General features: G+C 52.7%; 25 protein-coding genes and 1 pseudogene. 21 read left to right on the forward strand and 5 right to left on the reverse strand.

Features of this window, described 5'->3' with window-relative positions; translation table 11 throughout:
- Nucleotides 1-92 precede the first annotated feature (92 nt).
- The 7 genes from FG166_RS01390 (at nt 93) to FG166_RS01420 (ending at nt 6,804) form a co-directional block, all read left to right on the forward strand.
- On the forward strand, nt 93-998 hold the full coding sequence (locus FG166_RS01390; RefSeq protein ID WP_003683982.1) for a metal ABC transporter solute-binding protein, Zn/Mn family: 906 nt from the start codon (nt 93-95) through the stop codon (nt 996-998).
- Nucleotides 999-1,000: 2 nt separating this feature from the next.
- Complete coding sequence (locus tag FG166_RS01395; RefSeq protein WP_031274189.1) at nt 1,001-1,666, forward strand: metal ABC transporter ATP-binding protein; 666 nt, start codon at nt 1,001-1,003, stop codon at nt 1,664-1,666.
- A complete protein-coding gene (locus FG166_RS01400) occupies nt 1,666-2,460 on the forward strand; it encodes a metal ABC transporter permease (RefSeq protein WP_003683987.1) in 795 nt (264 codons plus the stop codon). Before FG166_RS01395 ends, FG166_RS01400 begins: the two co-directional genes overlap by 1 nt.
- Nucleotides 2,461-2,684: 224 nt before the next feature.
- On the forward strand, nt 2,685-3,521 hold the full coding sequence (purR, locus tag FG166_RS01405; RefSeq protein ID WP_003683990.1) for a pur operon repressor: 837 nt from the start codon (nt 2,685-2,687) through the stop codon (nt 3,519-3,521).
- 15 nt (nt 3,522-3,536) lie between these two features.
- On the forward strand, nt 3,537-4,904 hold the full coding sequence (gene glmU / locus FG166_RS01410) for a bifunctional UDP-N-acetylglucosamine diphosphorylase/glucosamine-1-phosphate N-acetyltransferase GlmU (RefSeq protein WP_035431198.1): 1,368 nt from the start codon (nt 3,537-3,539) through the stop codon (nt 4,902-4,904).
- Between the two features lie 75 nt (nt 4,905-4,979).
- Nucleotides 4,980-5,966: a ribose-phosphate diphosphokinase gene (locus tag FG166_RS01415; RefSeq protein WP_003683994.1), complete on the forward strand. Its 987-nt coding sequence runs from the start codon at nt 4,980-4,982 to the stop codon at nt 5,964-5,966.
- 109 nt (nt 5,967-6,075) lie between these two features.
- Nucleotides 6,076-6,804 (forward strand): hypothetical protein, encoded by a 729-nt coding sequence (locus FG166_RS01420; protein ID WP_003683996.1) that lies wholly within the window; start codon nt 6,076-6,078, stop codon nt 6,802-6,804.
- Between the two features lie 176 nt (nt 6,805-6,980).
- Here the strand turns inward: FG166_RS01420 and FG166_RS01425 are convergent, their stop codons facing one another.
- Together FG166_RS01425 and FG166_RS01430 are read right to left on the reverse strand one after the other, a co-directional pair.
- Nucleotides 6,981-7,802, reverse strand: coding sequence for a Cof-type HAD-IIB family hydrolase (locus FG166_RS01425; protein WP_003683998.1), 822 nt, complete (start codon nt 7,800-7,802; stop codon nt 6,981-6,983).
- Nucleotides 7,803-7,813: 11 nt separating this feature from the next.
- On the reverse strand, nt 7,814-9,169 hold the full coding sequence (locus FG166_RS01430; RefSeq protein WP_021349686.1) for an HD domain-containing protein: 1,356 nt from the start codon (nt 9,167-9,169) through the stop codon (nt 7,814-7,816).
- A gap of 114 nt (nt 9,170-9,283) precedes the next feature.
- Between FG166_RS01430 and FG166_RS01435 the strand changes: the two genes are divergently transcribed.
- From FG166_RS01435 to FG166_RS01455, 5 genes are all read left to right on the forward strand, one after another.
- Nucleotides 9,284-9,709: a YwiB family protein gene (locus FG166_RS01435; RefSeq protein ID WP_003686451.1), complete on the forward strand. Its 426-nt coding sequence runs from the start codon at nt 9,284-9,286 to the stop codon at nt 9,707-9,709.
- Nucleotides 9,710-9,754: 45 nt separating this feature from the next.
- Nucleotides 9,755-10,342, forward strand: coding sequence for a DNA-directed RNA polymerase subunit delta (gene rpoE, locus FG166_RS01440; protein ID WP_003684002.1), 588 nt, complete (start codon nt 9,755-9,757; stop codon nt 10,340-10,342).
- Between the two features lie 166 nt (nt 10,343-10,508).
- Nucleotides 10,509-12,110 (forward strand): CTP synthase, encoded by a 1,602-nt coding sequence (locus tag FG166_RS01445; protein WP_003684004.1) that lies wholly within the window; start codon nt 10,509-10,511, stop codon nt 12,108-12,110.
- 210 nt (nt 12,111-12,320) lie between these two features.
- Nucleotides 12,321-13,589, forward strand: a complete 1,269-nt coding sequence (locus tag FG166_RS01450; protein WP_003684007.1) for a UDP-N-acetylglucosamine 1-carboxyvinyltransferase — start codon at nt 12,321-12,323, stop codon at nt 13,587-13,589.
- Between the two features lie 94 nt (nt 13,590-13,683).
- A complete protein-coding gene (locus tag FG166_RS01455) occupies nt 13,684-13,929 on the forward strand; it encodes a type B 50S ribosomal protein L31 (protein ID WP_003684008.1) in 246 nt (81 codons plus the stop codon).
- 218 nt (nt 13,930-14,147) lie between these two features.
- On the opposite strand, the pseudogene FG166_RS01460 reads toward FG166_RS01455, so the two are convergent.
- Nucleotides 14,148-14,594 (reverse strand): annotated as a pseudogene (locus tag FG166_RS01460) (MFS transporter); the annotation flags it as partial.
- Nucleotides 14,595-14,658: 64 nt separating this feature from the next.
- Here FG166_RS01460 and FG166_RS01465 point away from each other — a divergent pair.
- Complete coding sequence (locus tag FG166_RS01465; RefSeq protein ID WP_003684016.1) at nt 14,659-15,363, forward strand: class A sortase; 705 nt, start codon at nt 14,659-14,661, stop codon at nt 15,361-15,363.
- A gap of 82 nt (nt 15,364-15,445) precedes the next feature.
- On the opposite strand, the gene FG166_RS01470 is transcribed toward FG166_RS01465, so the two are convergent.
- On the reverse strand, nt 15,446-15,910 hold the full coding sequence (locus FG166_RS01470) for a low molecular weight protein-tyrosine-phosphatase (RefSeq protein WP_003684018.1): 465 nt from the start codon (nt 15,908-15,910) through the stop codon (nt 15,446-15,448).
- Between the two features lie 136 nt (nt 15,911-16,046).
- Between FG166_RS01470 and FG166_RS01475 the strand changes: the two genes are divergently transcribed.
- From FG166_RS01475 to FG166_RS01505, 7 genes are all read left to right on the forward strand, one after another.
- Nucleotides 16,047-16,604 (forward strand): LemA family protein, encoded by a 558-nt coding sequence (locus FG166_RS01475; protein WP_003684020.1) that lies wholly within the window; start codon nt 16,047-16,049, stop codon nt 16,602-16,604.
- 10 nt (nt 16,605-16,614) lie between these two features.
- Nucleotides 16,615-17,514 carry a zinc metalloprotease HtpX gene (htpX, locus tag FG166_RS01480; RefSeq protein ID WP_003684022.1) on the forward strand — a complete coding sequence of 300 codons (900 nt, stop codon included), beginning with the start codon at nt 16,615-16,617 and terminating at the stop codon, nt 17,512-17,514.
- A 174-nt stretch (nt 17,515-17,688) separates the two neighbouring features.
- Nucleotides 17,689-19,068, forward strand: coding sequence for a UDP-N-acetylmuramoyl-tripeptide--D-alanyl-D-alanine ligase (locus FG166_RS01485; RefSeq protein WP_003686468.1), 1,380 nt, complete (start codon nt 17,689-17,691; stop codon nt 19,066-19,068).
- Between the two features lie 170 nt (nt 19,069-19,238).
- Complete coding sequence (cshA, locus tag FG166_RS01490) at nt 19,239-20,717, forward strand: degradosome RNA helicase CshA (protein ID WP_035431204.1); 1,479 nt, start codon at nt 19,239-19,241, stop codon at nt 20,715-20,717.
- A 3-nt stretch (nt 20,718-20,720) separates the two neighbouring features.
- Nucleotides 20,721-21,080, forward strand: coding sequence for a holo-ACP synthase (gene acpS, locus FG166_RS01495; RefSeq protein ID WP_003684028.1), 360 nt, complete (start codon nt 20,721-20,723; stop codon nt 21,078-21,080).
- A gap of 2 nt (nt 21,081-21,082) precedes the next feature.
- Complete coding sequence (alr, locus tag FG166_RS01500) at nt 21,083-22,204, forward strand: alanine racemase (protein WP_003684030.1); 1,122 nt, start codon at nt 21,083-21,085, stop codon at nt 22,202-22,204.
- A gap of 11 nt (nt 22,205-22,215) precedes the next feature.
- On the forward strand, nt 22,216-22,569 hold the full coding sequence (locus FG166_RS01505) for a type II toxin-antitoxin system PemK/MazF family toxin (RefSeq protein WP_003684032.1): 354 nt from the start codon (nt 22,216-22,218) through the stop codon (nt 22,567-22,569).
- 132 nt (nt 22,570-22,701) lie between these two features.
- Here FG166_RS01505 and cbpA read toward each other — a convergent pair whose 3' ends face one another.
- Nucleotides 22,702-23,337: a cyclic di-AMP binding protein CbpA gene (cbpA, locus tag FG166_RS01510; protein WP_003686479.1), complete on the reverse strand. Its 636-nt coding sequence runs from the start codon at nt 23,335-23,337 to the stop codon at nt 22,702-22,704.
- A 187-nt stretch (nt 23,338-23,524) separates the two neighbouring features.
- On the opposite strand from cbpA, the gene pth reads away from it, so the two are divergent.
- Nucleotides 23,525-24,085: an aminoacyl-tRNA hydrolase gene (gene pth, locus FG166_RS01515; RefSeq protein ID WP_003684038.1), complete on the forward strand. Its 561-nt coding sequence runs from the start codon at nt 23,525-23,527 to the stop codon at nt 24,083-24,085.
- Nucleotides 24,086-24,092: the final 7 nt, after the last annotated feature.

Here is a 24,092-nt window from a genome sequence, read left to right on the forward strand (position 1 = left end):
GGCTTGCCATTTTGACCCAGACCAGTTATTATTCTTCAGTCTTAATCGTAAGGATTACGATTTAATGGGAAATAAGACTGGAGGATTTTGTGATGAAGCGAAAATACTGGGGAATTGGGGCGCTTGTGGTCGTCCTCGCCGTAATCGTGGGCTTAATGGTGACGGGGTGGAGCCCGTCTAAGTCCCACCAAAAGCCAATCCGCGTGGTGACGAGCCTGAACTTCTACGGAGAAGTAGCCAAGGCCGTGGCTGGGGATCACGGGACGGTGACCTCCTTTATTAACAGTTCGGCCGTTGAACCCCACGAGTTCCAACCAACGACCAAGCAGGCCAAGCAGGTTGCCATCGCTAACGTGGCGATTGAAAACGGGCTGGGTTACGACGCTTGGATGAGTAAGATGGTCAAGGCCGACAGCAAGAACAAGATCACCCTGATTAACGTCGGTGAACAAGTCGCCAAGGAAAAAGACGGCGCTAACGAACACGTTTGGTACCGCCCGGCAACGATGAGCACTTTGGCCACCACCTTAGCCAAGCAATTTAGCAAGCTGGATCCCGACCACAAGGCCGACTACGAAAAAAACGCCAAGGCTTACCAAGCCAAATTACAAAAGCTCGACAAGGTAATTGCACAAGCCAAGCAAAACGTGGGCGATAACCGCTTAGTGGACGTTAGCGAACCGGTCTTCGATTACGCCTTGGAAAACTTGGGTTACCAAATCAATGACCAACACTTTGAAAAGGCCGTTGAAGATGACAGTGATCCGTCACCAAAGGACATCCAACAAATCCAAGATGACATTACCAACCACCGGATCGCCTTCTTTGTTAACAACAGCCAAGAAAGCGGCAAAACGGTGGAAAACCTGGTTAAGTTAGCCAAGGAAAACAACGTTCCGGTCTTAAACGTAACTGAATCCGAACCAGACGGGGAGGACTACGTTTCTTGGATGACCAAGCAATACCAAGCCTTGCTTAAAATCCAACGAGGTGAATAATTATCCCAATTGTAAACGTCGAAAACTTAACACTAGCTTACGGCGATAAAGAAGTCATTACGGGCCTGAATTTTCAGGTTAACCCGGGTGACTTTTTAGTCGTTGTGGGGGAAAACGGGGTCGGGAAGACGACGATGGTCCGCTCCTTGTTAGGGCAATTAAAGCCCCGCCAGGGCCAGATCAAGCTGGCTTCAGACATCAAGATCGGCTACGTCCCCCAGTTCCGGAACTTGGATAGCGAATACCCCCTGTCGGTTCGCAATTTTGTGGCCCTAAACTTACCGACCAACCGGATACCGTGGTTGAACCGAACGGAGCGGCAAAGGGTTAAGCAAATTGTGGCCGCGACCGACCTGACCCGGATTGCCGACCGGCCACTCGGTATGGCGTCGGGGGGCGAAAAGCAACGGGCCTACTTGGCTCAGGCCCTGTTAGCCGACCCGCAACTCTTGATTTTAGATGAATCAACGGCCAGCCTCGATAACGAAATGAAGTACGACTTGCTTGACCTGGTGGAAGACTTCCGGGCCAAGGGAGGGGCCGTCCTCTTTGTCACCCATGATTGGGACCTTGCTCGCCACTATGGGACCCGTTACTTACACCTAGAAGCGGGGCAGGCGACGAGCGGACCAATCAGCGAACTACCGATGGGCGAGGAGGAAGAATAATGTTTGAACTGTCATTTATGCGTTACGCCTTTATTGCTTCGACCTTCATTGCGATCGTATCGGGAGTGATCGGGGTCTTTGTGGTCGCCCGGCGGATGTCGTTTTTGACCCACACCCTGTCTGAAATTGGCTTTGCCGGGGCCTCGTTTGCCGTTTTTGCCGGCTGGCAGGCCCTAAACGGGATGCTCTTGTTTACCATGCTGTCGTCGGTAATGGTCGGGCAGATGAGCATTAAAGAATCCCGGCGCGAAGCTGTGATTTCGGCGGTTTCGGCCCTGTTTATCGGGTTGGGGATCCTCTTTTTATCCCTGTCTAACCAAACGGCTAGCTCAGCGACGAGCATCCTCTTTGGTTCGGTGGTGGGGATTTCCAAGCGGGAAGTGTGGCAGCTGGTCTTATTGTCGCTGTTAGTCCTGGCGGTGGTCTTTCTCATGTACCGGCGCCTCAAGTTTGATTCCTTTGATCCGGTGGGGGCCCGGGTTAACGGGGTCAACGGAACGCTCGTGTCGGTAACCTTTTTAATCCTGGTCGCCCTGTCCGTTTCCGTGGCGGCCCAGATCGTGGGCTCCCTGCTAATCTTTATCCTCTTAACCCTCCCGGCGGCCGCGGCTAAGTACTACGCCACCGGGACCGCCAAGATGATCGGCTTAGCGATTTTATTTGCCCTGTTGGGGACTTGGTTGGGCCTTTACCTGGGCTACGTCACTAACTGGCCGATCTCGTTTTTCATCGCCGTGATTGAAGTCGTGATCTACGTCAGCGCCCTTTACTATCACCACCGGGTGGTTGCTTAAGTGACCACGGGTGCTTTCTAATATCAGTAACTTAAAAAAAGCCATTCCGAACCATGTTCGGAATGGCTTTTTTTATTTTTCGGATAAATCGTTTAACGTTGGGTAATTTTTGATAATAATTAGGCAAAAGACGAACAATTATGGTATTATGGCAAGGTAAATCACTTAGGAAGACCCAAAATTCGCTGGCCAGGTTGACCGGCATCAAGTAAAGAGGTAAGAAGATGAAAGTAAGACGTAGTAACCGGCTGGTTGACATGACGCGCTACCTGCTCGAACACCCCCGTGAATTGGTATCCCTGAAGTACTTTGGGGAACGTTACGGCTCGGCTAAGTCCTCGATTTCTGAAGACTTAAGCATTATTCGGACCACCTTAGCTGATTGGGGGGTCGGCCGTTTAGAAACCCTACCAGGTGCTTCTGGTGGTGCACGTTTGACGCCACTGTACGCCGAGGAAAACGCCACCCGGGTTATTGATGAGCTAGTGGCAGCCGTTAACGACGATTCCCGGCTCCTGCCTGGGGGCTACGTTTACTTGTCCGACTTGTTAGGGCGTCCGGAAATCCTCCGCGAAGTTGGTCGCTTGGTGGCCACCCAGTACGTCGATAAGGACGTGGACGTGGTTATGACCGTGGAAACCAAGGGAATTCCGATCGCCCAGAGCGTGGCGATGTATTTAAACAAGCCGTTTGTGATCGTGCGGAACTCGTCACACATCACCGAGGGATCAACCGTGTCGGTGAACTACGTGTCGGGGTCATCGCAACGGATTAAGAAGATGGAACTTTCCCGCCGGACCCTCAAGGAAGGGGCCAACGTGGTGATCGTCGACGACTTCTTAAAGGGTGGGGGAACCCTCAACGGGATGCAATCCCTGATCAACGAATTCGGCGCCCACTTAATTGGGATGACCGTCTTTGCCGAGGGTCAATTCTCCGGCCAACGCTTAGTAGAAGACTGCACCTCCTTGATCAAGGTGACGGCCGAGGACGGCGTTAACAAGAAGATTAGCGCCCAACCGGGGAATTACCTGGCCAAGGTGTTTGGGGACCAAGACTAAGAAAGGATGGCAACGATGGTAAACAAGAACGCAATTATTCTGGCAGCCGGGAAGGGAACCCGGATGAAGTCCAAGCTCCACAAGGTCTTACACCAGGTTTGTGGTAAGACGATGGTGGAGCACGTCTTGACCCAACTGCAAGCGGCCGACATCCAAAACATCGTGACCGTGGTTGGTTACGGTGCCGACACCGTTAAAGACGCCTTGGGTGATCAAGTGCGCTACGCCTTACAAAAGCAACAACTGGGGACCGGGCACGCGGTGATACAAACAGAAGACCTACTAGGTGAATTAGCTGGTCAGACCCTGGTGGTTTCCGGGGACACCCCCTTATTTACGGCGGCGACCTTCAACCACCTCTTCCAATACCACGAACAACGCCACGCGGCCGTAACGATCTTAACTTCCAAGGCACCGGACCCAACCGGTTACGGGCGGATCGTCCGCAACGAAATTGGGATTGTGGAACGGATCGTCGAACAAAAAGACGCCAGCGTTGAAGAACAGGCCATCCACGAAATCAACACCGGGGTCTACTGCTTCGATAACCAAAAGCTTTTTGCGGCCCTCAAGCGCTTGACCAACGATAACGCCCAGGGGGAATACTACCTAACCGACGTAATCGGGATCTTAAAGGAGGAAGGCGAAATCGTTACCGCCTACCAAATGGAAGACTTTGATGAGTCAATGGGGGTTAACGACCGGAGCGCCCTTGCCAAAGCCACTAAGATTATGCAAAAGCGGATCAACACCCAGCTGATGAAGGATGGGGTGACCCTGGTGGATCCTGAAACGGCCTACATCGATACCGACGTACAAATCGGCCAAGACACGGTCATTGAAGGGAACGTGGTCATCAAGGGGCGGACGACGATCGGGGCCGACTGCTTGATTGGCGCCGGTTCGCGGATTGAAGACAGCACCTTACACGATGACGTGACCATCATGTCTTCGACCCTGGAAAGGTCAGAGGTCCACTCCGGGGCTGACGTGGGACCAAACAGTCACCTGCGTCCGGAAGCCGAACTAGGCGAAAACGTCCACGTCGGTAATTTCTGCGAGGTCAAGAAGGCCTACATTGGAGCCGGAACCAAGGTCGGTCACCTGTCCTACATTGGCGACGCTACCTTGGGTAAAAACATCAACGTAGGCTGCGGGGTTGTCTTCGTCAATTACGACGGCACCAACAAGCTCCACACCAACGTTGGGGATCACGCCTTTATCGGTTCTAACTCCAACATTGTGGCGCCGGTCAACATTGCCGCCGATTCCTTTGTGGCCGCCGGTTCCACCATCACGGACAGCACCGAACAATTTGATATGGCGATTGCCCGCGCCCGCCAAGTCAATAAGCCGGGTTACGCCAAAAAACTCCCCTGGTAAGAGCTTGCTTTTTAGGGGGGGAATAACTATCATAAAAAGTGATGAGTTAAGATCTTTACGATATCGGAGGACCTAATGAAAGAACGTTATTTTGACCCTAAATTAAAGATTTTTTCCCTCAGCTCCAACCGGCCGTTAGCGGAAAAAATTGCCGCCTACGTTGGGGTGGAACTGGGAAAGCTTTCCGTGGACCGTTTTAGTGACGGCGAAATTCAAATTAACATTGAAGAGAGTATTCGGGGCGATAACGTCTACGTGATCCAATCGACGTCGGCCCCGGTCAACGACAATTTGATGGAGCTCCTGATCTTAGTCGATGCCCTGCGCCGGGCCAGCGCTAACACGATCAACGTGGTACTCCCGTACTACGGTTACGCACGTCAAGACCGCAAGGCCCGCTCCCGTGAACCAATCACGGCCAAGTTGGTGGCCAACATGCTCCAAAATTCCGGGGTTGACCGGGTGGTGGCACTCGACTTGCACGCCGCCCAGATCCAAGGGTTCTTTGACATCCCCGTCGACCACTTGATGGGTGCCCCGCTGTTAGCCGACTACTTCATTCGCGAAGGGGTGGCTGACAAGACCGTTGTTGTTTCACCGGACCACGGTGGGGTGACCCGGGCCCGGGCCCTGGCCGAATTCTTGAAGGCGCCGATTGCCATCATTGATAAGCGGCGCCCGAAGGCCAACGTTGCCCAAATTATGAACATCATTGGGAACGTTAAGGGCAAGAAGTGCATCATGATTGACGACATGATCGACACGGCCGGTACGATTTCCAAGGGGTCTCAGGCCCTAATTGACGCCGGAGCCGAAGAGGTTTACGCTTCTTGTACCCACGCCGTCTTGTCTGGTCCGGCAATCGAACGGTTGGCCAACTCCCCGCTCAAGGAAGTGGTGGTGACCGACACGATTCGCCTACCAGAAGAAAAACAAATTACAAAGATTAAGCAGGTTTCGGTGGCACCGTTAATTGCCGATGCTATCAAACGAATTAACGAAAATCGCGCAGTTAGTCCCCTGTTTAATAACCGTTTCCGGCAAGAAAATATTGAAAAATAAGTTAGCACAGGGGGCGTGGCCAGGTGGTCACGCCCCCTTTTCCTTTCGATCAACAATGTTAGATTGGGTGAGGAATGGTATAATGTGACAAGACAAAGGAGGAAATAAGATGAACAGAAGCTTTTTCAAGAAGGCAATGGTCGGCACCGCCGCCTTGGCAACGGTGTTAAGCCTTGCTGCTTGTGGTAGCAAGGGAGCCAGCTCTTCGTCCAGCAGTTCAACGAATGAGAGCTCCTCGACCAGTTCAAAAAAGACGGTCACGGCGGCCGACAAGATCGCCGCGGCAGAAAAGTTGATTGAACAGGGCAAGTACCAACAAGCCTTGGACGAAGTGAACAGCGTTACTAAGTCCACGAGTGAAAGTCGCGCCCTTGCCACCGACCTTCAAAACTACATTGCGGCTAAAAAGGCCTACAACAACGGCAACTACGATCAAGCCCTGACGAACCTGAATACGGCTTCTTCCAGCTCCTCGGCCATTAAGGAAGCTTACCAGAGCCTGCGGAGTAAGATTGCGGCGGCTGAATCAAGCAGCTCGACCACGAGTTCTAGTGCCACTTCTTCAGCAACGAGTGCGACGACCGCGGCAGCTACTAGTAGTTCCAGCAGTTCCGCAGCCAACGCATCCGTGGCCCAAAGCACGAGCGAAGACGTGATTGACGCCTTTGCCACTAAGATGGGCTTTAACCAACAAGGATACGGCATTATCCCGGTTCAAAAGAACGGGAGCGTTTACCGCTTTGAAGTGCGGCAAAATAACCAGGACAACACGGTGGCTAACCTGATCGGGATTTACGAATACAACGCCGAGACGGGTAGCGTAACGAAGATTTCTTAATGATTGGGAAACCAACTTCCCTAATCAATGAACCAAAAATAGCTGAAGATCAACGTTAAAAAACGTGATCTCCAGCTATTTTTTTTTGGTCTCATTTAAATAAACGGTGCGTGGCGCACCAATCTCCGTCCTAGCTTAGTCATCCGGGCTGCTTCGGAGGTCAGTTTCCACTTCCTTTAAGCCAAGGCAAACTTCTCGACGGCCTCGGCGACCCCGTCGTGGTTATTGTCGGCGACCAGTTCGTCGGCCAGTTGAATCGTCGACGGGATCGAGTTGCTCATTGCCACCCCGATGCCGGCGTAGGTGATCATCGATTCGTCGTTTTGGGCGTTACCAATCGCCATCATTTCGGTACGGGCGACCCCCAGTTCCTGGCCTAGGGAAGCCAGCGCCGCCCCCTTGCTAGCCGACGGGTTAACGAATTCCAGGTAGTAAGGTTCGGAGCGGACGATGTTAAAGGCCCGCTTAATGGGCGCCGTTAGTTTAGCGCTAAAGCCATCAATGGCGGCTGGTTCATCGGTGATCATCAGCTTGGAAATAACTAAGTCGTTTTTGATGGTGTTTAACTGGTCAATGGACTTGTAGGTGATCGGCAAGGAAACCAGGCTCGATTCGTAAACGGCGTAGGAACTGATGTCTTGGTTTAAGACATACATCGCGTCGGCGGTTTCGGCCAGGAGGTGGACGTCCGCTTTGAGGGCAACGGCGGAGAGGTCGACGAGTTTTTCAAAGGGGAGGGTGAATTGGGAAATTACCTGCCCGGAGGTGGTTTGGGCCAGGGCCCCGTTGAAAGAAATTACGTACTGATCAGCTAAGTTGTTGATGCCGAGTTGATCCAAGTACTTGTGGACCCCGGTCATGGGCCGCCCCGTACACAAAACCACCTTGATGCCTTGGGCGGTGGCTTTTTGCAGGGTCTCCTTGGTCTTTTCGGTGATTTCTAATTGGTCGTTGATCAGGGTGCCGTCAATGTCAATGGCGATTAATTTAATGGACATGGTCTGCCTCCTTAGTCGGGAATGATGATGTGGTTGTTAGAAATGTAGTGTTGAAACTCTTGGTAGATCGGCTCAAAGATTTCGATGTTGTCGTGTTCGGCCAGCATCTCCTTGGGGAAAAAGAAGCGCTCGTCACCGGCTTGGCGCCCGGCAATTGCCGCCACCAAAGTTGACACCTCAGTGAGCTCAACTAACTCGCCGTTTGGTTGAATTAGTTCGATCTGGGATTGGGGTTTACTGCTTTGCGGGTGGTAGGTATCGTAAGGCAACTTGTACGATGAGTTAGTGGCCGTGTAGTACTCGGCGTTAAAGCCCGCCGTAGCGATCAGGTCGGTCAGCTTCTCTAGCATGGCGCCAGTCTGGTTGTCGTAAAGGGCGGACTTGAAGGGGCGCCGGTTTAAAAAGCGCCGGGCCAGGTCGGCTAAGATGTCGTCTTCACTTTTGGTCCAGTGGATGAAGTAGGTCGATAAGACCCCATCATCTAAGGAGAGGTAGTCATCCAGTGTGAACCGGTTGTTGAAAAAGGGCATCAGCATGTAGGGGGTAAAGGTCGGCTGGTAATCGTTAGGGTGTTGGTAGAGGTACTTGGCCCGCTTGAGCAAGTGGTCTAAGATGACTTCCATCGACCGGGAAACCGGGTGGAAGTAAATCTGCAAGTACATTTGCAGGCGGGAGATGATGTAGTCTTCGACCGCGTGCATCCCGGAGATTTCAAAGGCGATCCCACCTTGGATGGGCCGCATCACCGATAAGACCCGGTCGAGGTCGAACTTACCGTAGTTGGTGCCGGTGTAATAGGCGTCGCGTTGTAGGTAGTCCATCCGGTCGGCGTCGACCTGGCTAGAGATCATCTGGACTACTTGCTGGTTGTGATAGGTATGATCGATGACGCTAGCCACCTGGGCGGGGAGATCCGGGGCGACCCGGGCTAAGATCCGTTGGATGTTGGTGGTGGGGCTGGTAATGAGGCGGCGGGTAATCTCCTCGTGGTCGGTGTGGAAGATGTGCTCGAAGGTGTGTGAGTACGGACCGTGGCCGAGGTCGTGTAAGAGGGCCGCGCATAAGGCGACCGGTCGCTCGGAATCATCCCAAAGCCCATCGCCGGGGTGGTGAGTGGGGTAGTTGCGTTGAAAATGGTTGCACATCCGGCGGGCAATTTCGTAGACCCCTAGGCAGTGGCCAAAACGCGAGTGCTCGGCGCCGTGAAAGGTTAAAGAACTAGTCCCCAACTGCTTAATCCGCCGTAGACGCTGAAACTCCGGCGTGTTGATGAGGTCGAGGATAATTTGGTTATCAACAATTATGGTCCCCAGGATCGGGTCACGGAAGGTCTTCTCCCGGGGTAGTGCTTCATCTTGAAATGTCATGATTCCTCCCTGTGACGTTGTCAATGCCCCCATTATACATGATTGTGGTAAAGTTGCCGAATAGATGACGGGTAAACCAAGAACTGTTAAGATAGGGGGGAAAGGGAGGGCACTATGAGTGAAGTAATACCAGTTCGGGTCCGTTTAACCACCCGAATGGCCCAGGATGGGCAAGAAGAAAGCTACCAGTTTGAAGAAGATGGTCAACTGGTGACCCTAGCAAACGGGCAACGCTACCTGCGCTACACGGAACACCAGGCGGGGCAAGCCACCCCGGTGCAATTTCGTTTAGGTGACGGCGCCATTCAGTTGACCCGCAACGGGCCGGTTAAAACCCGCCTGACCTTTGACCGCGAAACGAAGACCACCAGCCGTTACCACACCCCCTATGGGATCATTCAGCTGACGGTCATTACCGACGAATTGGTCGCCGAATTAAATTGGCCCCGGGCCAGTGGTAGTTTACACTTGGCCTACCAGTTAACGGCGGGTGACCAATTAGTGGGAACCTACCAAATTGAATTGCGGTTCGAAGCGTGATATGATACTATGTAATTTAGACTTTTTGAAGGGAAGTGCACCAATTTGGATTTAAAGGTTTTCGATGGCCAGGAAAAATCAGAACTTTCAATGATCGAAGTGGCTCACGCAATCTTAGCTTACCATAATGAGGCAATGGCGTTTGCCGACTTGACCAACGAGATTCAACAATACCTTGGTAAAAGTGACGAGGAAATTCGGGAACGACTCTCGCAGTTTTACACGGACCTGAACGTCGATGGCAGCTTTATTTCCCTTGGTGATAACACCTGGGGCCTGCGTGCCTGGTACCCGTACGAATCGATCGATGAAGCAACGGTTGGTGAAACCGAAGACGAAGAAGATCGGCCAAAGAAGCGCCGGCGCAAGGTCAATGCCTTCTTGGCAGGAACTGACGACGACGACGATGTGATCGACTACGACAACGATGATCCAGAAGATGAAGATCTGGATGATGATCAAGGTCCAGACGATGACGACGATTACGAAGAAGACGACTACGATGAGGATAACCCCGTTGAAGATGATGACGAGGAAACCAACATCGAAGATCAACTGTCTGAGCTTCACGGCGACGAATTCGGCGACGATGAAGAAGAGGACGAAGAAGATAAAGAAGACGACGAGGAATAATTGCTTTAACAATTGCCTTGACTAATTATGGTTGTTTTCGTATTATTTTACTTGGGCTCCCAAAGATTTGGGACACTGAGTTTAAAAATGAACGGCTCCCTGTTTCACGTGAAATAGGGAGCCGTTTTTATTGTTGTAACCCCGGCATGCGTAAAGGAGAGAGCATATGACGAAGTATATTTTTGTAACTGGTGGGGTTGTTTCATCCCTTGGTAAGGGGATCGTGGCGGCCTCATTGGGTCGGCTGTTAAAGAACCGTGGCTTAAAGATCGCCATCCAAAAGTTTGATCCCTACATTAACGTGGACCCGGGGACGATGAGCCCATACCAACACGGGGAAGTCTTCGTGACCAACGACGGGACTGAAACTGACCTTGACTTGGGGCACTACGAACGGTTCATTGACAACGACTTGAACAAGTACTCCAACGTGACGACCGGGAAGATTTACTCCGAGGTTTTGCGTAAGGAACGGCGCGGGGACTACCTGGGACGGACCGTTCAGGTGATCCCACACATCACCAACATGATCAAGGAAAAGATTCGCCGGGCCGGGGAATCAACCGACGCCGAGGTCGTGATTACCGAAATCGGTGGGACCGTTGGTGACATTGAATCCCAACCGTTCATGGAAGCAATTCGCCAGATGAAAAAAGAGGCGGGCGCAGACAACGTCTTGTACATTCACACGACCTTAGTGCCGTACTTAAAGGCCGCCGGTGAAATGAAGACTAAGCCAACCCAACACTCCGTTCGCGAACTGCGCGGCTTGGGGATCCAGCCCAACATCCTGGTGGTGCGGACCGAAGAACCAATCACCGATGATATGCGGACCAAGATCGCCCTCTTCTGTGACGTGGAACCAAAGGCGGTCGTCGAATCAATGGACGCCAAGAACCTTTATGAAGTGCCGTTGAACCTGCAAAAGCAAGGGATGGACCAACTGGTAGTTGATCACTTCGGCTTGGACGTGCCAAAAGCCGACATGGGCGAGTGGACCAAGATGGTGGACCACATCGAAAACGGCCTGACGAAGACGGTCAAGATTGCCATGGTTGGTAAGTACACTGACTTACAAGACGCCTACATTTCGGTTAACGAATCGCTGCGCCACGCCGGCTACCCGGTTGACGCCAAGGTTAAGATTGACCACTTTAACGCCGAAAACATCACCGAAGACAACGTGGCAGAAACCTTAAAGGACTATGATGGGATCTTAGTGCCGGGTGGTTTCGGGAGCCGCGGGATCGAAGGGATGATTACCGCCATCAAGTACGCCCGCGAACAAGACGTACCGTACATGGGGATCTGCTTGGGGATGCAAGTGGCCTGCATCGAATACGCCCGGAACGTTTTGGGCTACCAAGATGCGAACTCAACCGAATTTGATCAAGACACTAAGCACAACATCATTGACCTGATGGCCGATCAAGAAGACGTGGAAGACATGGGGGGAACCCAACGTTTAGGTGCTTACCAATGCCAACTGAAGCCGGGGACGGTAGCGGCCGCTGCGTACGGTAACCAGGAAATGATTTCCGAACGCCACCGGCACCGTTACGAATTTAACAACGCCTTCCGGCAGGAAATGGAAGACCACGGCCTGGTCGTTTCTGGGGTGAACCCGGACCGAAACCTGGTCGAAGTGGTAGAACTACCGGAAAACAAGTTCTTCGTGGCCGCCCAATACCACCCAGAATTCCTCTCCCGGCCTAACCGTCCGGAAGGATTATTTGCTGCCTTTGTTAAGGCTGCGGCAGCGGACTAGTCCATTAGCGGCTGAAAGGCGAACCATTTCCCGGGAAAAGGCGGGAAATGGTGCTTGGCGTTGGGAAATGTCGGTGGGTAAAAAGGTTAAGAATCCCGGGAAATGCTTGTAATTTAGGGCCAGTTTCATTATCATGAATATTGACTGTTTTAACGCCAAAACGGTCCTCATCAAATGAAATGAAATGTTTAAAAGCGAGGATACCTAATCATGAAAAAAATGATCATTCAAGGAGGGAACCGACTCTCGGGCGAAGTAACGATCGGTGGCGCCAAGAATAGCACCGTCGCGCTCATTCCATCGGCGATCCTGGCCGATACTCCCGTCCAGTTTGATACTGTGCCGGACATCCTGGATGTTCACAATCTTATGATTATCTTAGAGTCAATGAACGTGCACTCTTCCTTTAAGCACGGGGTGTTAGACATTGACCCAACTCAAATCATTGAAGCCGAACTGCCTAGCAAGGCCATTAAGAGTTTGCGGGCATCGTATTACTTTATGGGAGCGCTACTCGGCCGCTTCCACCGGGCAACCTTAACCTTCCCCGGGGGCGATAACATTGGCCCCCGGCCGATCGACCAACACTTAAAGGCCTTTGAAGCCCTGGGTGCTACCGTTAGTGAAAACAACGGGACCGTCCACTTGGAGGCACCAAATGGCCTGCACGGAACGCGGATCTTCATGGACATGGTGTCCGTGGGGGCCACGATCAACGCCATCTTGGCGGCGGTCCGTGCCGAAGGGGTAACGATTATCGAAAACGCCGCCCGGGAACCAGAGATTGTGGACCTTGCCACCTTTTTGAATAACATGGGGGCGCAGATCCGCGGGGTCGGGACCGACGTGATTCGGATTACCGGGGTGAACTCCCTGCAATCGATGAACACGCACACGATCATTGCGGACCGGATTGAATCCGGCACCTACCTTTCCCTTGCGGCCGCCATGGGCGATGGGGTGATGATCAATAACGTCATCCCTGAACACTTGGAAGCCTACACTAGTAAGTTGATCGAAATGGGGGTTGATTTGAAGATCGATTCCGATAAGATCTACGTGCCTAAGGCGGAGCACTTAACGGCGGTTCACGTTAAGACGATGCCGTACCCGGGCTTTGCTACCGACTTACAACAACCGTTGACCCCGTTGATGGCCAAGGCCGCCGGGGTAAGCACGGTGGTGGATACGATCTATCCTAAGCGGGTCAAGCACATCCCCGAATTGCAAAAGATGGGGATGAAGATCGCAGCCGGCGACGGAAAGATTACGATCGAGCACACCGATCACTTTAACGGCGCTGACGTTGAGGCCGGTGAAATTCGGGCCGGGGCTTCCCTGGTGATTACCGGGTTAATGGCAGACGGTCAAACCGTTATCCACAAGGCCGACAACATCCTACGTGGTTACGACCGCATTGTTTGGAAGCTCAATCGTCTAAACGCCAACGTCCGGATTGAAGACGATGAGCAAGACTAGGTTGCTTTTTGACTGAGCACGTGTTACTCTATTAGGGTTATTGAAATAACTATGTTTCAGGCAATGATTCATGGCAAAAGGAGCGTATTAAATTATGAAGCAAGGAATTCACCCAGATTACCACTTGGTAGTCTTCGAAGACTCAGCAACTGGTTACAAGTTTATCTCCGGTTCAACGGCTACTTCCAAGGAAACCGTTGAATGGGAAGATGGTAACGAATACCCGCTTGTCCGGGTTGAAGTTACGTCCGACTCCCACCCGTTCTACACTGGGAAGCAAAAGTTCACCCAGGCCGACGGGGCAGTCGACAAGTTCAACAAGAAGTACGGTTTCAAGTAAACCAAACTTCGTTAAAGCGTCTCACTTCGGTGGGGCGTTTTTTTGTTGAATCGGCAACGCCCTGATTAACAAACTAACCACGGTGCGTGGCGAACAAAAAAGACCACCCTCCTTTGCGGCCTGGCCGACGGAGCGTGGTCTTAATTTTAGTGGTTCGCCTTGCGCAGGGGCAAGAAGACGTTGACGAAAAAGAGGGACAGGTTGATGAAAACAAAACCGGTCGCCCCAGCGGCTATTACCCCGATGGCGCCACCACTCTTTTCCTTGGGGGTCTCGGTGGCGATCAGGGCGTTGGAGTTGGAAATGAAAGCGGCAAAGACCCCCTGGACCATCCGTAGCCCAATCAGTTGCCAGACGTTGGTGACTAACCCCATCGCCCCCAAAACGATTGCCATTCCCAGGGCGGCGCGCAGGCACATCGGTTTGCGCCCGTAGCGGTCCGCTAACCGTCCCCAGACGGGGGAGATAAAGGCGGAAACGAAGTACATCGCCTAAAAGGCTAGCCCGGAAAAGAAGTTCAGCTGCTGGTGGCTGAAGTGACCGAGGGTGGCAATGTATAAAGAAAGGAAGGAGGTCACCTCAGAAAACCCCATTCCGGCAAAGAAAACACCCACTGAAAGGACCCGCAGGTTGCGAACCCAGACGGGGCGACGCGATGATACCAATTCGTACCATTCCCTTCTGACATAGTGTATACTGACTTTGATATTTTAACACTGACGGGAGGGCATGATGAAAAAGAAACGATGGTGGAAAACCACCTTGTACTGGTTAGTGATCATTTTGGGGCTTGCCCTCAGCCTGGTCTTGATCTTTAATCAGCAGGTTAAAGATTACCTGGTTAACACTTATCAACCACAGGTGACCAAGTCGCTGGTGGCAAAAAACGAGAAGAAAAAGGTCAGTTACGATTTCAGCAGCGTCAAGGACTTGAATCTACAGACGGTGGCCGCGGCCCGGGCCAAGAAGGAATCAATTAACGTGATCGGGGTGATCTCGATCCCGGCGATCAACCTGCGGATCCCGATTGCCAAGGGGGTTTCTAACACGACCTTGGCGCTAGCGGCCGGAACGATGCGGGCCGATCAAGAAATGGGGAAGGGCAACTACCCACTGGCCGCTCACAACATGGCTAACGGCTCTAAGATCCTCTTTTCGCCTCTTTACTACCACGGTAAGGTCGGCCAGTTGGTCTACATCACCGATATGAAAAAGGTTTACGAGTATAAGTTGTACGAGCGAAAGTTTATTGACGCCACCCGGGTTGACGTGATCGATAACACTAAGGAAAATATCCTCACCCTGGTGACCTGTGACGCCACCGGGGCCCGACGCTTGTTGATGCGTGGTAAGCTAGTTAAGGTGGTCGCCTACGACAAAGCCCCCGCCAAGATCCAAAAGAACCTAAGCGGCAAGTACACGAATGGTCAATAAAAAATAGTTGAAGACGACGTTGTTTAGACGTTGCTCTTCAGCTATTTTTTTGATCGGGTGTTTAGTTTAATTGGGGAAAGCTTTAGTCTAACCGCTCCTTTACGTAGTCCAACCAGTAAGGGAGGGCCCGCTTGAGGCTGTTGTAGGTGTCATCAAAGCGTAGGGTGTACCAAGGGTCAGGGATTGGTTCGCCCTGGTGGCCCGGGGTCAGGTCGTTGATGGCACGGACCTTGTCTTGTTCTCCTTTAGGGGCAATTGCCCGCAGGTGGTGCATGTTCATGTCGTCCATACCAATGATTAGGTCGGCGTCGTAAAAGTCTTGGCGCTTAATCGGCGTTGACCGGTGGCCCCGGTCATCTAAATGGTGTTCTTCTAAAATTTGGCGGGTACCCGGGTGGGGACGGTTGCCCTCTTCTTCGCTGGAAGTGGCCCGCGAAGAAACGCTAACCTGGTCCGTTAAGTGGTTAGTGACCAGTAGTTGGTAAAACATCGCTTCGGCCATCGGGGAGCGACAGATGTTACCTAGGCAGACAAAGATTACTTTCAAAACGTCACGTCCTTTCTAAATTCATTTCCATAATACAGAAAAGTTAGCTGGGGGGCTAGTGGACGGCGTTTGGCTTCCCTTGGATTTGGAAAACTGCTAAAATAGCCTTAGTAACAAGAACAAAAGGAGGACAACGATGACCACAATCATTATTATTGTGATTCTTGTTTTATTGGTGGTTGCCTACGTTATGATGTATAACGGTTTGGTTAACCTCCGGACCCACGCTCAAGAAGCCTGGAGTCAAATTGACGTGCAGCTGCAACGGCGTAACGACTTGATCCCGAACCTCTTGGAGACGGTGAAGGGCTACAGCAAGTACGAAGCTGCCACCTTAGAAAAGGTGACCAGTCTGCGGACTCAACTGGCAAGCCTGCCGGATGACGCCCACCAAGAAAAGATGGACGTTTCTAACCGCCTGACCCAGGCCCTGGGCTCGGTTTACGCCGTAGCCGAAAACTATCCGGACCTAAAGGCCTCCACTGAGTATACGAAGCTGATGGAGGAATTGAGCAACACCGAAAACAAGATTGCTTACTCCCGGCAACTGTACAACTCAACGGTCGCCACTTTTAACGCCCGGATTCAAACCTTCCCCTCCAATATGGTGGCTAAGGTTCACCACTTCACCGCCATGGAATACCTGCAGGTTCCCGAAAGCGCTAAGGAAGCCCCCAAGGTTAGCTTTGATTAGGTAAACGCCGATGCTTTACCAACAAATTGTTAAGAATAAGCGCCGGACCATCCTGGTGATGGCCGGCTTTGTTTTCCTGGTCGCCTTAATCGGGGCGGCGGTTGGCTACCTCTTTGCGGGGACGGCCACCGGTGGGGTGATCATCGCGCTGGTGATCGCCGTGATCTACGTCTCGATCATGGTCGGCCAATCGACTGACGTCGTAATGAGCATGAATAACGCCCGCGAAATCCATTCCGCCGATGAAGCACCGGAGCTTTGGCACATCGTCGAAGATATGGCGCTGGTGGCCCGGGTGCCGATGCCACGGGTCTTCATCATTGACGACCCGAGTCCCAACGCCTTTGCGACCGGTAATAACCCGCAACACGCGGCGGTGGCGGCCACGACCGGCTTACTGGCGATTATGAACCGTGAGGAATTAGAAGGCGTCATGGCCCACGAAATGACCCACGTGCGCAACTACGACATTCGCTTACAAACGATTGCCTTAGCCCTGACGGCGGCGATCTCCTTGTTAGTTAACTTTGCCGGTAACTTTATGTGGTTTGGGGCTAGTAGCCGGCGCGATGACCGCGAGGAAGGGGCCGGTGGCGTCTTTGCCATCATCGGTTCAATCCTCTTGATCATCTTGGCGCCCCTAGCAGCTACAATGGTCCAGATGGCCCTGTCGCGGCAGCGGGAATACCAGGCCGATGCCGGGGCAGTGGAGTTAACCCGGAACCCCCAGGGGATGATTAGTGCCCTGCGGCAATTACAACACGCCGAGCCGATGCAAAACGTCGACCCGGCCAGTGCCGCGTTGTACATCAGTGATCCCCAGGAAAACGCCCGTCACAAGAGTCTTTCAGGCTTGTTTGATACTCACCCGCCACTGGAGGCACGGATCGAACGCTTGGAAAAAATGTAAAAATTATGATGGTTAGAAATGCCAAAGACGCTTTCTAGCAACAAAGGGAGTGGTTACCACTTGTGGTGATCACTCCCTTTTACTGTCTCAAGTTCGCCTTCCCCTGCGATCAGTGCTATAATTAATTGTTAGACTACGATGCGATTAGCAGATTTAAGAAGAGGATTAAGACCCATGAAAATGAGCTTAGCTGAAATTGCCCAGGCAATTCAGGCCCACAATCAGGTTGATCAGTGGGGAGACATTGAGGTGAGAAGTGTCGCTTTCGATTCGCGGAATTTGGAAGCGGGGGGCTTGTTTGTGCCCTTAAAGGGGGAACAAGATGGTCACCAATACGTGGCCAAGGCTTTTGAAAACGGGGCGAAAGCGACCCTGTGGGCTAAAGATCACCCTTATGATCCCGCTGATGGGTACCCACGGCTCGTGGTTGATGACCCCCTTGAAGCTTTGCAACAACTGGGGAAGTACTACCTAAACAAGATTAACCCCGTTGTCGTGGCGGTGACGGGAAGTAACGGGAAGACGACCACCAAGGACATGGTGGCGTCAATCCTGGCGACCCAAATGAACGTCATTAAGACCTACGCCAACTTCAACAACGAAATTGGCGTTCCGGTCACCCTCTTGAACATGGAAGCCAATACCGAAGCGGTGGTGGTTGAAATGGGGATGGACCGCTTTGGTCAATTAGACCTGTTAAGCCGGTTGACGACGCCGGATATTGCGGTGGTGACGATGATTGGGGAAGCCCACATCGAATTCTTTGGTAGCCGCGATAAGATCGCCGACGCCAAGATGGAGATCACCCACGGTTTGGCCGAAGACGGGACCTTTGTTTATGACGGTGACGAACCGCTATTGCGGGAACGGGCCGCGAAGTTGAGCCAACAGACTAAGACCTTTGGCCGCCAGCTTGATGACGACCTCTACGCCACTAGCGTTAACCCGGACGTTGACCACGTCAGCTTCACGGTTAACCAATGGCCGGATGAAGTCTTCACCATTCCGCTGGTCGGGGAGTACAACGTCAACAACGCCCTGGCCGCAATGACGGTCGGCAAGCTGATGCACGTCACCCCCGCTAACATGAAGCAAGCCCTGCAAAACGTTGAGCTAACCGAAAACCGCTCCGAATGGGTGGCCGGGGCTAACGGTGAACGGATCTTGAGTGATGTTTATAACTCCAACCCCACCGCCGTTAAAGAGGTTTTAGCCACCCTAGCCACGATTCCGGTCGCTGGTAAGCGGGTGGCCGTCTTAGGGGACATGCTAGAACTCGGGGAGGCTTCCGCACGCTTGCACGCCGGTCTTTGTGACGCCATCATGAATGGGCACTTAGATGAAGTCTACTTAATTGGTGGCGAGATGGGCGCATTAAAAGACGCCCTCTTAAAGGCGGGCTACCCAGCGGGGCAACTGCACTACTACCAAGCGGCGCAACGCAAGGCCCTGACCGACGCTTTGCAAGCTAGTTTAACGACCGGGGACGTGGTCTTATTAAAGGCTAGCCACGGTCTACATTTAGAAAAGGTGTTGGCCCAACTCGAAAAGTAGGGCCCCTACCCAAAGTGGAAACCCAGGGTGGCGGACTGCGGTGAGCCAGTTGGTCATCAGTTAGTTACCACATTGCTATGTAACATTCGGAAATTAAAAAAAGGTTGGGAGAAAACGAGTTTCTCCCAACCTCGATTTATTGTACCAATCGAACACATGAGGTGAAATATTTGTATTTTAGTGAATTAGGTTTATCCAACAAGTTGCTCAAGGCGATCCAACGCTCCGGTTACGAAGAGGCCACGCCGATCCAAGAACAAACGATCCCGATGGTCTTAGCCGGCAAGGACGTGATCGGCCAGGCCCAAACTGGGACTGGGAAGACGGCAGCGTTTGGCCTGCCAACCATTGAGCACGTTGACGTGGAAAACCCGGCAATTCAAGCCCTGATCATCTCCCCGACCCGGGAGTTGGCCATCCAAACCGAAGAGGAACTCTTCCGCCTCGGTAAGGAAAAGCGCGTGAAGGTCCAAGTGGTTTACGGGGGCGCCGATATCCGCCGCCAAATCCGTTCCTTAGAAAAGAATCCCCAAATCCTGGTCGGGACGCCGGGGCGGTTGCGTGACCACTTGCGCCGCGGAACGGTCGACTTATCTGGGGTGCAAACCCTAGTCTTAGACGAAGCCGATGAAATGTTGAACATGGGCTTTTTAGAAGACATCGAAGACATCATCAAGCAAACGCCAAGCGAACGCCAAACCCTGCTCTTTTCGGCCACCATGCCGCCGGAAATTAAGCGGATTGGGGTTCAATTTATGCACGACCCGCAAACCGTTAAGATCAAGGCTAAGGAACTGACCACCGACCTGGTGGATCAGTACTACGTTCGGGCCAAGGATTACGAGAAGTTTGACATCATGACCCGGATGATCGACGTCCAAGACCCGGACCTGACGATCGTCTTTGGCCGGACCAAGCGTCGGGTCGATGAACTATCCCGCGGGCTGATTGCCCGGGGCTACAACGCCGCCGGGATTCACGGTGATTTGACCCAGGACCGGCGCAGCAAGATCATGCGCCGCTTTAAGGAGGGCCACTTGGACATCTTAGTGGCAACCGACGTGGCGGCCCGGGGCTTAGACATTTCCGGGGTGACCCACGTTTACAACTACGACATCCCGTCTGACCCGGATTCTTACGTTCACCGGATTGGCCGGACGGGCCGGGCCGGGCACCACGGTGTCTCTTTAACCTTCGTGACGCCAAACGAAATGAATTACCTGCACGAAATCGAGAAGTTAACCCGGGCCCGGATGTTACCGCTGAAGCCACCGACGGAAGAAGAAGCCTTCCGTGGTCAAGTGGCCAGCGCCTACAACGACATTGATTCCTTGGTGGCTGATCCGACGACCAACCGTTACAGCGAAGACGCCGCTAAGTTGTTGGAAAAGTACGACGCCGTTGAATTGGTGGCGGCCCTTTTAAACGACCTGACTAAAGACGACGCCAGTCAAGTACCGGTCAAGATCACACCGGAACGACCACTACCAAGTCGCAATCGCAACGGTCGCGGTGGAAACTACCGTCGCGGCGGGCACGGTAATTCACACCGTAACTTCCACCGGAACGGGGGCGATGGTCACCGGCGTTTCAATGGTGACCGTAAGCGGCGCTTTTCAAACAACCGGAACCGGCGCCGCGAGGATTAAACCATGATTGCCGGGATCGGGATTGACGTCGCCGAGATTGACCGGATCAAGCGGGCGGTCGAAAAGACCCCGTCCTTTATCAACAAGGTGTTAACGAAGGGCGAACAAGCCCAGCTAGCGACCCTCAAAAACCAGCGCTACTACGAGTACATTGCCGGCCGTTTTTCTTTGAAGGAGGCGTACTCTAAGGCGTTGGGGACGGGGATTGGCCGGCACGTTAGCTTCTTAGACGTTGAAATTATCGATAATGAGTTAGGGCAACCGGTGGTGGTAAGCCACCCGTTTGACGGTCCTGCCCACGCTAGCGTCAGTCACACCGGTCAGCTAGTCTTTACGGAAGTTATTTTAGAAAAAGGGGAGTAACAATGGTAAGTGCACGGTTACGAAAAACGGACCTTGTCGTTGACCTCAAGGCCCTAGGGGCAAATGTACAAAGGCAACGGGAACAATTAGCTCCTGGCAGCCGGATTTTAGCGGTCGTAAAGGCCAACGCCTACGGTAACGGAATGGTGCCGGTGGCGTCAGCTTTAGCTAGGGCGGGGGTCGAAGGTTTTTGCGTGGCCCTGCTCGATGAGGCAATTGAGTTACGTGATAGCGGGATTCAAGAGTTAGTTTTAGTGCTGGGCATTACCCCAGTTGAGTACGCCCCCCTAGCGGCCGCCCAAGGCATTTCCCTGACGGTGGGGAGCCTAGAGTGGTTAAAGAACTACCAACGGCTGGCAAAAGAAGAGGGGATCAAGCAACCCCTCAAGGTTCACCTGGCCCTAGACACCGGGATGGGACGAATTGGCTTTACCACGCCGGAGGACTTTAAAGAAGCCCTGCAATTAGTAGCGGCGCCCTGCTTTGAATTTGAGGGGATCTTCACCCATTTTGCGACCGCCGACGAAGAGGACGCCACTTACTTTGAGCGGCAACGGGCCCGCTTCGATGACTTCATGGCGGTGGTAACGAAACGACCGCCGTTTGTTCACGTGGCTAATTCGGCCACCGGGCTGTGGCACCAAAAATCAATCGTCGCCAACACGATTCGGATGGGGATTTCAATGTACGGGGCTAACCCATCGGGAGTCGGAATCAAGGAATCCTTCCCGCTCGAACCGGTAACCTCCTTGGTGACCCACGCAACCTACGTTAAGCAATTAAAGGCGGGTGAGTCGGTTTCTTACGGGGCAACGTATACCGCTAAAGAAGACGAATGGGTGGCTACCCTACCGGTAGGCTACGCCGATGGCTATCCCCGCCGGATGCAAGGCTTTTACGTCCTCGTTGACGGCCAGCGCTGTGAGGTCTTGGGCCGGGTTTGCATGGACCAGATGATGGTTCGCCTGCCTAAGGAATACCCGGTTGGGACCGAAGCGGTTTTGATGGGCCGCTCCTTAGATCAAGAAATCACCGTAACTGACGTGGCGGAATACGCCCACACGATTAACTACGAAATTCTTACCGGGATGGGTGCCCGGCTTCACCGGCGCTACCTAGGCTAGGAGGGGTGTCAATGGAGCGGAAAATCATTCGGGGCGATGTCTATTACGCCGACTTAAACCCAGTCCTAGGGTCCGAACAGGGCGGGATCCGGCCGGTAGTGGTAGTACAAAATAACGTTGGTAACCGCCACAGCCCAACCGTGATCGTGGTTGCCATTACCGCCCGGATGCAAAAACACCGCCTCCCCACTCACGTTCAGCTCAACCAAGGGGCCGCCGGGCTGGCTCATGATTCCGTAATCTTGTGTGAGCAGATTCGCACGATCGACAAGACCCGGCTCAAACAGCTCGTCACCCGCCTACCCCGAGCGGTGATGGACCAGGTTGACCAGGCGCTCCGGGTAAGCTTAGCCGTTGAGAAATAAAACTAAAAAATAGCTGAAGATCAACGTTTTAAGCGACGTGATCTCCAGCTATTTCTGTTATTAAGCGGGTGTTTTAGGCCACCCGGAGGCCTAGCTTAGTCAGGCGGACTGCCAAGGCGTGCCGCTTCCGTTCTAAAGGTTCGGGTGGAGGTTTTCAATTTCGATGACCGGTAAGTTCTTCCGGTTTAAGCGCCGGACAATTTTGTCGACCGTTTCTTGGGTTACACCATCGGGTAGGGTGATTAAAACCTGTTTTTCGTCCTTGGTTGGGCTGATCGACAAGACGTTAGCGATTTGACAAAAGCGGGTGATTTCCTTGGCGATGGCTACCAGGGTCCCCCGTTCGTCGCGGACCGCTACCGAGAGGACGTAGGAGCCGGAGTTAACGTTCCAAGCGGTCGCTAGCATTTGTAAGAGCCGATTATGGGTTAAGATTCCGTAAAAGCGGTTGTTCTCATCCAAAACGGCGATGTATGGTAAATCACGGATGGTGAAAAAGACGTTATAAAAGGCGGCGTCCTTTGAGATGAACTTGGTGGCGTTTTTAAGCAACGTCGTCACCGGCAAGGACATGTCGCCCCCGCGCGACTTGTGGCGGTAAAGGTGCATCTTGTAGATATTGCCCCGAAAGAGGGTCCCCGTTGCATCCAGGATCGGAACGCAACGGTAACCGGTATTCTCCAAGGTGGAAAGGGCCTCGGCCAAAGTAGCGTTTTCAGAGAGGGTCGTTAGTTGATCCTTTGGTTGGATGAGGGAATTAAAAATCATATTGGTTCTCCTTATTAAGCCGTTAATGCCGGATACCATCATAGCACAAAATAATAGCTAAATGAGATCTAGATGAGAGAAAAATACGATTCTTTGGGAATCAACCACTATTAAGGTATAATTGAGCTAAGTTCCTTTAACGTAATATCCACGAGGGATCGACAGCTCTAAATGAGGTGAAATTAATATGAAAATGATCGTTGGATTAGGAAATATCGGCACCCGCTACGATGAAACCCGCCATAACGCGGGCTTTATGGTGGTCGAACAACTGGCGCGCGACTTCCACCTGGGGGCTTTTACCCATGAAAAGGTGGAAGCCGTTACCGTTACGGGCCTAATTAATGGCCAAAAGGTGATGCTTGTCAAGCCAACGACCTTTATGAACGAGTCGGGGCGGGCGGTTAAGCCACTAATGGAGTACTACGATATCGCATTAGACGACCTAATCGTAGTTAGCGACGACTTAGACATGCCGGTGGGTAAGATCAAGCTCAAGCAAAGGGGAGCGTCAGGGGGCCACAACGGCCTTAAGTCGTTAATCGACCACCTGGGGACCCGCGAGTTTAACCGGGTTAAGTTGGGGATCGACCACCCTAAGTTTGGCTCCGTGGTTAGCCACGTCCTCGGCCGGTTTGACACCGAGGAGCGCCCCGTTTTTGAAGGGGCGGTGCTGCAAGCTGAACAAGCCCTGATTAAGTGGGTGCAAGGGACTAGTTTTGATCAGTTAATGAATGAATACAATTAAAGTGGGG

The sequence above is a fragment of the Limosilactobacillus fermentum genome, from assembly GCF_013394085.1.
In the GTDB taxonomy this organism is placed as follows: domain Bacteria; phylum Bacillota; class Bacilli; order Lactobacillales; family Lactobacillaceae; genus Limosilactobacillus; species Limosilactobacillus fermentum.